The sequence below is a fragment of the Nevskiales bacterium genome (genome assembly GCA_035574475.1).
Taxonomy (GTDB): Bacteria; Pseudomonadota; Gammaproteobacteria; order Nevskiales; family DATLYR01; genus DATLYR01.
On sequence record DATLYR010000178.1, the window covers coordinates 1 to 7,078 of the forward strand.

At 63.6% G+C, this 7,078-nt stretch carries 9 protein-coding genes; all 9 read left to right on the forward strand.

From position 1 onward, the window contains the following. On the forward strand, positions 1–223 hold a 223-nt coding region (locus VNJ47_10800; protein ID HXG29320.1), incomplete at its 5' end, for a DUF935 family protein. A gap of 3 nt (positions 224–226) precedes the next feature. Further along, on the forward strand, positions 227–1,510 hold the full coding sequence (locus tag VNJ47_10805; protein ID HXG29321.1) for a phage minor head protein: 1,284 nt from the start codon (positions 227–229) through the stop codon (positions 1,508–1,510). Between the two features lie 257 nt (positions 1,511–1,767). Next, positions 1,768–2,649 carry a phage Gp37/Gp68 family protein gene (locus tag VNJ47_10810; GenBank protein HXG29322.1) on the forward strand — a complete coding sequence of 294 codons (882 nt, stop codon included), beginning with the start codon at positions 1,768–1,770 and terminating at the stop codon, positions 2,647–2,649. A gap of 1 nt (position 2,650) precedes the next feature. Continuing rightward, entirely contained in the window at positions 2,651–3,562 is a 912-nt protein-coding gene (gene tcmP / locus VNJ47_10815; protein ID HXG29323.1) for a three-Cys-motif partner protein TcmP, read from the forward strand. 352 nt (positions 3,563–3,914) lie between these two features. Next, positions 3,915–4,856: a phage protease gene (locus VNJ47_10820; GenBank protein HXG29324.1), complete on the forward strand. Its 942-nt coding sequence runs from the start codon at positions 3,915–3,917 to the stop codon at positions 4,854–4,856. Positions 4,857–4,924: 68 nt separating this feature from the next. Further along, positions 4,925–5,329 carry a hypothetical protein gene (locus VNJ47_10825; GenBank protein HXG29325.1) on the forward strand — a complete coding sequence of 135 codons (405 nt, stop codon included), beginning with the start codon at positions 4,925–4,927 and terminating at the stop codon, positions 5,327–5,329. Between the two features lie 47 nt (positions 5,330–5,376). Next, complete coding sequence (locus VNJ47_10830; protein HXG29326.1) at positions 5,377–6,438, forward strand: Mu-like prophage major head subunit gpT family protein; 1,062 nt, start codon at positions 5,377–5,379, stop codon at positions 6,436–6,438. Positions 6,439–6,576: 138 nt separating this feature from the next. Then, positions 6,577–6,801, forward strand: a complete 225-nt coding sequence (locus tag VNJ47_10835) for an HI1506-related protein (GenBank protein ID HXG29327.1) — start codon at positions 6,577–6,579, stop codon at positions 6,799–6,801. 39 nt (positions 6,802–6,840) lie between these two features. Then, a partial coding sequence (locus tag VNJ47_10840) for a hypothetical protein (GenBank protein HXG29328.1) occupies positions 6,841–7,078 on the forward strand: 238 nt, incomplete at its 3' end.

Here is a 7,078-nt window from a genome sequence, read left to right on the forward strand (position 1 = left end):
TGACCGCCTGGCCGAGGAGGCGCTGGCCGACTGGCAGGAGCAGCTGGAGCCCACGGTGAGCGCGATCGAGAAGCTCGCGGCCGAATCGTCCAGCTACGAAGAGTTCCTGGCCAAGCTGCCCGCGCTGCTCAAGGACATGGATGCGAGTGACCTGCTGCGTCAGCTCGCGCTGTCCGCGTTCAAGGCCCGCGCGCTGGGCGTCGCCACCGACGAGACCGACTGATCCATGCCGCCCGAGCTGACCTCGCCGGGGCCGATCCCCAAGGAAGCGATCGAGTATCTGCGCGCCAAGAAGCTGGCGCCCGAGGACAAGCGCTTCCACTGGACCGACGTATGGCGCGAGGAGCACGCGGTTCAGTTCACCGTCGCCAAGGCGGTGCAGACGGACATCCTGGAAGACATCCGGGGTGCGGTGGACCAGGCGCTGGAGCAGGGCCAGACGCTCCGGGACTTCTCAAGGCAGCTACGGCCTAAGCTGGAGCAGAAGGGCTGGTGGGGCATCCGGGAGCAGACCGATCCGATCACTGGCGAGACGCGCCAGGTGCAGCTCGGCTCACCGCGGCGGCTCAAGACCATCTACCAGGCGAACATGCGCACCGCACGCGCCGCCGGCCAGTGGGACCGCATCGAGCGCACGAAGAAGGCACTGCCATACCTGCTGTACGTCGCCAGTACCGCGCGCGAGCCGCGCGTGGAGCACCGGCAGTGGTACGGGCTGCTCTTGCCGGTGGACGATCCGTTCTGGAAGACGCACATGCCGCCCAACGGCTGGGGCTGCAAGTGCTCCGTGCGCCAGGTCAGCGGCCCCGAGGCTGAGCGCCTGGACAAGGAAGGCTTCCAGGATCCCACCGCGCCCCCGGTTCGTGACGATCGCACGGGCCTGCCCACCGGCCGGCTTCAGCCGCGGCGCATCAAGGTTATCCGCCAGGCGCCGCCAGTGCGCACGCGCGAATGGGTCAACGGTCGCACCGGCGAGGTGATGAGGGTGCCGGTGGGCATCGATCCGGGCTGGGACACTAACCCCGGCCAGGTGTCGCGCCTGGCGCGCGCGCTAAAGCAGTACAGCTCCAAGCTCGAAGGAGTGACGCCTGAGATCGCACAGTCGTCGGTCCGCACACTGTTCTCGGCGGGCCTGTTCAAAAACTTCTATGAGAAACCCGATGGAGATTTCCCGGTAGCCATCATGCCCAGGGCGGATGCGGAGCGCATCGGTTCCAAGACCACTACCGTGCTGCTGTCGAAGGATACGGTGCTGAAGCAGCGCGATGCGCACCCGGAAATCAGCGCTGAGGAATACATCCAGGCACAGGAAGCGATCAACCGGGGCCGCAGGATCCAGGACTCGCCCAACACGATCGTCTTCCTGCTGAACGAGCCAGGCGGGCATGTGACGGTGGTGAAATCCACGCGCAGCGGCAACACGCTTTTCATGACCAGCTTCCGCCGGCTGTCCGGCGATCCGGGCAAGCTGGATCGCGAGCTGCGCCGTCTGCTGGCCGGCGACGACTGAAAAAGCAAAGCCCCCTTTCGGGGGCCTGCACCCGGCGACCGAGGTCACGCGGGGAAGTCGTAAAGAGGCAGGCGGTGGGGCCTCCCACCCGCTGGAAGCGGAAACCCCACATGGCGCTCCGCAGGTTGCCCTGCGTGCTACGGCCGGGAGAATTTCACCGTGTCACGCCTGCCTGTGGTTATTATAGCAGCTAGTCCAAGCTCACCTGTCGAGCCAGAAAATGCTCGATGATTCCGGTGCTGAGCAAGTAGTCTGCAGTGATCGTATCCGACAAACTTAACGATATGGGCCAAAACAGCAAAATTGAATGGACACATCATACCTTCAACCCTTGGTGGGGTTGCGTGAAGGTATCGCCAGCGTGCAAGCACTGTTACGCGGAGACATGGGCACAACGCCTTGGGCTTGAACTATGGGGGGGCGACGATACACAGCGTAGATTTTTCTCCGATCACCATTGGCGCGAACCTTTGCGCTGGGAAGCCGAAGCGCGCCGCGCCGGCGAACGGCGCCGGGTTTTTTGCGCATCAATGGCGGACGTGTTTGAGGACCGAGCGGATCTCATTGATCAGAGAGCGAGGCTATGGCCACTGATCGAGCAGACGCCATCACTGGACTGGTTGCTACTTACAAAGCGCCCCGAGAACGTGCGCGCCTCGGTACCTTGGGGCAAAGCTTGGCCGCGCAACCTATGGCTCGGCACGACGGTTGAGGACATGAAGTACGCACAGATGCGGATCCCATTGATCGTCGATATGCCCGCCGCTGTGCGCTTTGTATCGTGCGAGCCTTTGCTCGGCGTATTGAAACTGAAACGTTGGTTACGGCCGCCCGGCAAGCCACGCGGTATCAACTGGGTGATTGCTGGCGGTGAAAGTGGACATCACTCAAGACCGATGAATCCGCTATGGGTGGAAGGCTTGCGAGACCAGTGTCTGGCCGCTGGTGTGCCGTTCCACTTTAAGCAGTGGGGTCATTGGGGTCCGGCATCGCCAGCCGATCGGCGTGCCGTGATGAGTGTTGAAATGCCAGGTCGCAACGGTCGGCCAGTGCGGCTGTTTAAACTCGGCAAAAATGTGACCGGTCGAATGCTGAACGGACGTACCTGGGACGGGGTGCCTACTCTGGTAGAGTCTTAGGATGCGACGAATACCGGGACGCGACACGCAAACGCGAGATCTTTTCCCGGATCTGCTCGACTCAGAGCAGGTGCGCAAGCAGCTGACTGTGCGTCAGCTGCGGCATCCAGTATGGTCCCATCAGAAGGCGCGTCTCATTGAGTTATACCTTCATTATTTCGTGCTAGTGACCAAGCACGGCACTTACATCGATGGCTTCGCTGGTCCGCAGGCTCCAGACCACCCGGAATCTTGGGCAGCGAAGCGAGTGCTGGAATGCGAGCCAAGGTGGCTCCGCAATTTCTTCTTCTGTGAATTGGATCCCGACGGCGCTGTAGCACTTCAACAACTTGTCGATTCTCAACTTCCGCGACGCAAGAAGGAGCCTAAGCGCCAATGGAAGGTGCTGGTGGGCGACTTCAATACGAAGGTCGATGAGATTCTCGCAAGTGGTGTTATCGATGAAAAGCAAGCGACCTTTGCTTTACTAGATCAACGGACGTTCGAGTGCCATTGGAGCACGGTTTCAAAGCTCGCCAGACACAAGACGGGCGACCTGAAAATAGAACTTTTTTACTTTCTGGCGGTGAAATGGCTGCACCGCGCACTGGCCGGCACCACGGTGAATGACACCGCCATCGTGAATTGGTGGGGTGATGACAGCTGGGGCGAGCTGAAAAAGCTAAGTCAAGTGCAGGTGAGAGACCTGGTCAGTCAACGGATGGTATCTGACCTCGGGTACCGATCCGCCTTCGCCTGGCCAATCTATGAGGTGGAGGACGGCGTCGGCTCAATCATGTACTACATGATCCATGCCACGGATCACCCGGATGCGCCGGGTCTCATGTGGCGCGCGTTCAATCAAGCAACCCAGCCGCTCGATCAGCCGGTACAAGGTGACATGTTTCCATTTCACGCCGCCGCCCACGACTGACAGGCCGCCTGAGAGGCGCTACAAGCCCGCCAGGGCGTTCAGGGCAGCCAGGGTGCACCCCCGACCCATTTAAACGTTTCTGGAGGGAATTAAACGGGGTTTTCGGCCCCTGAAAGCCCGCCCGGCAGACCCAAACCGGCCCAAAGCGCCCGGCAGGCCCGGTTTGCCCCATTGCCAAGCCCTCCGGCCGCCCGCAAGATAGGGCCGACCCCCCGATAGCAGCCTGCTGAAGTCCTTCAGCATTATCCGGCTGCGCACGCCCCCCTACAGTCGGCAGCGTATGCAGCTGCCCGCCGCCATTTCCACTGCCCTGTGCTCAGCCGAGCCGGCGCCAGCTGCCGCCCTTTGCTCGATGCTGCCGCCGCCCGCCCAGGGCGCGGTCCCCACCTTCGTCCAGGTGATCCCGCCGCCAGGCGCTGACGGCATCGTGCGTGGTGCCGACGGCCGCAGCTGGCGGATGCCGGACCCGGCCAAGGTGGCAGCGAACTTCGACAAGCCCATCCCGATCGACATCAACCATGCCCAGGAGCTGGTCGCGCCGAAAGGCGGCGATGCGCCGGCGACCGGCTGGATCGAGGAGCTGATCGCGCAGAACGGCGGCGTGTGGGCGAAGGTGCGCTGGACGGAGAAAGGCGCCGAGCTGGTGAAGTCGCTGGCCTACCGTTACCTGTCCCCGGTGTTCACGTACCTCAAGGGCACCGGCGAGATCGTGCGCATCACCAGCGCTGCCCTGGTCAACCAACCCAACTTCAACCTGGCGCTCAACAGCGCACATCCCTCACAGGAGACCGAAGACATGAACCCGATCCTGAAAGCCCTGCTGCAGATGCTCAACCTGAAGGATGACGCCACGGAAGAGCAGGCGGTCAACGCGCTGAAGTCGCTGCAGAGCGAGCTGGCCACCGCCCGCAACTCCGCCGAGCACCCGAGCCTGGACAAGTTTGTGCCGCGTGCCGACTACAACCAGGCGGTCGAGCGCGCGACCAACGCCGAGCAGCAGCTGCAGACCATGAAGGATGCGCAGCGCGACGCCGAGATCGAAACCGTCGTGGGCGACGCGCTCAAGGCCGGCAAGATCACGCCGGCGACCAAGGACTACTACACCGCCATGTGCCGCAAGGAGGGCGGGCTCGAGGAGTTCAAGAAGTTCGTCGCCGCCGCGCCGGTGATCGGCAGCGATACCGACCTCGACCGCAAGCGCGAGGACAAGGCCAAGGCGCTGAATGGCGCAGCCGCCGATATCGCGGCTGCCTTCGGGAACTCGCCCGAGGATCTGCACAAGTACGCGGCCTAGCCGCGGACGGGCTTTCAGGATCGGCCAAACGCCTTATCCGATCTCACTTTACATAGGAGTCTGGACTCATGCCCCCTCTGACCGCTGAACGCAACACCGCGATGCAGGACGCCGAGGTGATCTCGGTTCCGATGTCCGCCAGCAAGATCCTCGCCGGCGGCATCGTCTGCGCGAACGCCACCGGCTACGCCACCAAGGGCGCCACCGCCACCACGCTGACCTACCTCGGCCGCGCCGAGGAGACCGTGGACAACAGCGCCGGCAACCCCGGCGACAAGTCCATCCGCGTGCGCCGCGGCCGTGCGTTCAAGTGGAAGAACTCAGGCAGCGACCCAGTGACCCAGGCCTCCCTGGGCAAGGTCTGCTACATCGTCGACGACGAGACCGTCTCCGCCACCAACGCCGGCGGCAACACCCAGTCGGCGGCCGGCATCGTGGTCGGCGTCGAATCCGACGGCGTCTGGGTCGAGTAACAGGGCGCCCACGCACCCACCCATCACACATCGCACTAGGAGCCACCATGCGACTCTCGAAACTGTTCACCTTCCTGGCAGTCGCCGTGTTCACGGCCGCCTGCTTCCTGCTCGCCGTGCCCACCGCGCCCGCCATGCCGGTGACTCTGGCGAGTGCCGCGTCCCTGCACGATCTCGGCCTGCTCAGCTTCGGCTTCGCCGGCCTGGTGATCAACAAGGCCAACCTCGAAGAGATCTTCCGGAACATCAAGACTTCGTTCCACAAGGCCTTCGACGCCGCGCCCAGCCAGTGGGAGAAGATCGCGATGCTGGTGCCTTCGACCAGCAGCGAGAACAACTACAAGTGGCTGAGCAACTTCCCCAAGATGCGGCGCTGGGTTGGTGCGAAGTTCGTGAAGTCGCTGGAGGCCTTCAAGTACACGATCGTCAACGACGACTGGGAAGCCACCATCGAGATCGACCGTAACGATATCGAGGACGATAACCTCGGCATCATCGGCCCGCAGGCCGCCTCGGCCGGCTTCTCGGCCAAGCAGCTGCCCGATGAGATCGTCGGCGAGCTGGTCAACGGCGCGTTCGCCAATCCGTGCTTCGACGGGCAGTTCTTCTGCGACACCGACCATCCGGTGGCCGGCGCCAGTGTCAGCAACAAGCTGACGGCGGCCCTGTCGATCACCACGCTCGCCGCGGCCCAGGCCAGCCTGGGCGCCGCGCGCACCGCGATGCGCCTGTTCAAGGACGATGAGGGCCGGCCGCTGGGCGCCACGCCGAACGTGCTGATGGTCGGGCCGGCGCTGGAAGACACAGCGCGTGCCCTGCTGACCAACGACCGCCTCGAGGACGGCAAGCCGAACCCCTACAAGAACAGCATGGAGCTGGTGGTCAATCCCTGGATCACCTCGCAGACCGCGTGGTTCGTGCTCGACACCACCAAGGCCATCAAGCCCTTCATCTACCAGGAGCGCAAGAAGCCGGTGCTGGTGAGCATGGTCGATCCGAACTCGCCGACCGTGTTCAACCTGCGCAAGTTCCTGTACAGCGCGGAAGCGCGCGCCGCCGGCGGCTACGGCTTCTGGCAGCTGTGCGTGGGCTCCACCGGCGCCGGCTGATAACGAATACCACCACGACGCGCAGCGATGAGGCCGTCTAGTCCGCCCAGGAACTAGCCGGAAGAGCACCGAGGAAGTGGCGGGCGGGGATCCTGGGCAGTTCCCCGCCCGCAGTTCATGGACCAACAGGAGATCGACATGGCCAAGGTTCTTCGGATCACCAGCAAGCGCGACGGCTTCCGTCGTGGCGGCATCGCGCACTCGACCACCCCGACCGATCACCCGATCGACCGCTTCACCAAGGAGCAGCTCGCCGCCATCAAGACCGAGCCGATGCTGACCGTCGAGGAGATCGACGACGGCAAGAAGGCCTCTGGCGACGCCGATAAGGGCGACCAGGGCAAGGCCGGCAAGGGCAAGTAAGCGGGCTTCCACACGGACTTGAACGGGCTTTAAGAACCCATGCGCGTGCAGGAAATCGAGGATCTCTACCGCGGCGACACCTGGCCGCTGGAGGTCAGCATCGAGGACGATCAGGGCGGCCTTGAGGATCTGGCCGGCTGCACGCTGTGGATCGCACTCAAGGCCGACAAGGAAAAGCCCGATGCGGAGCTGGTCGTGAGCCATGAGGTGCCCGGCCCATCGCCGGCGACCAAGCCTATCGTGCGCATCGGCTCGGATCAGACAGCGAACGTGGACC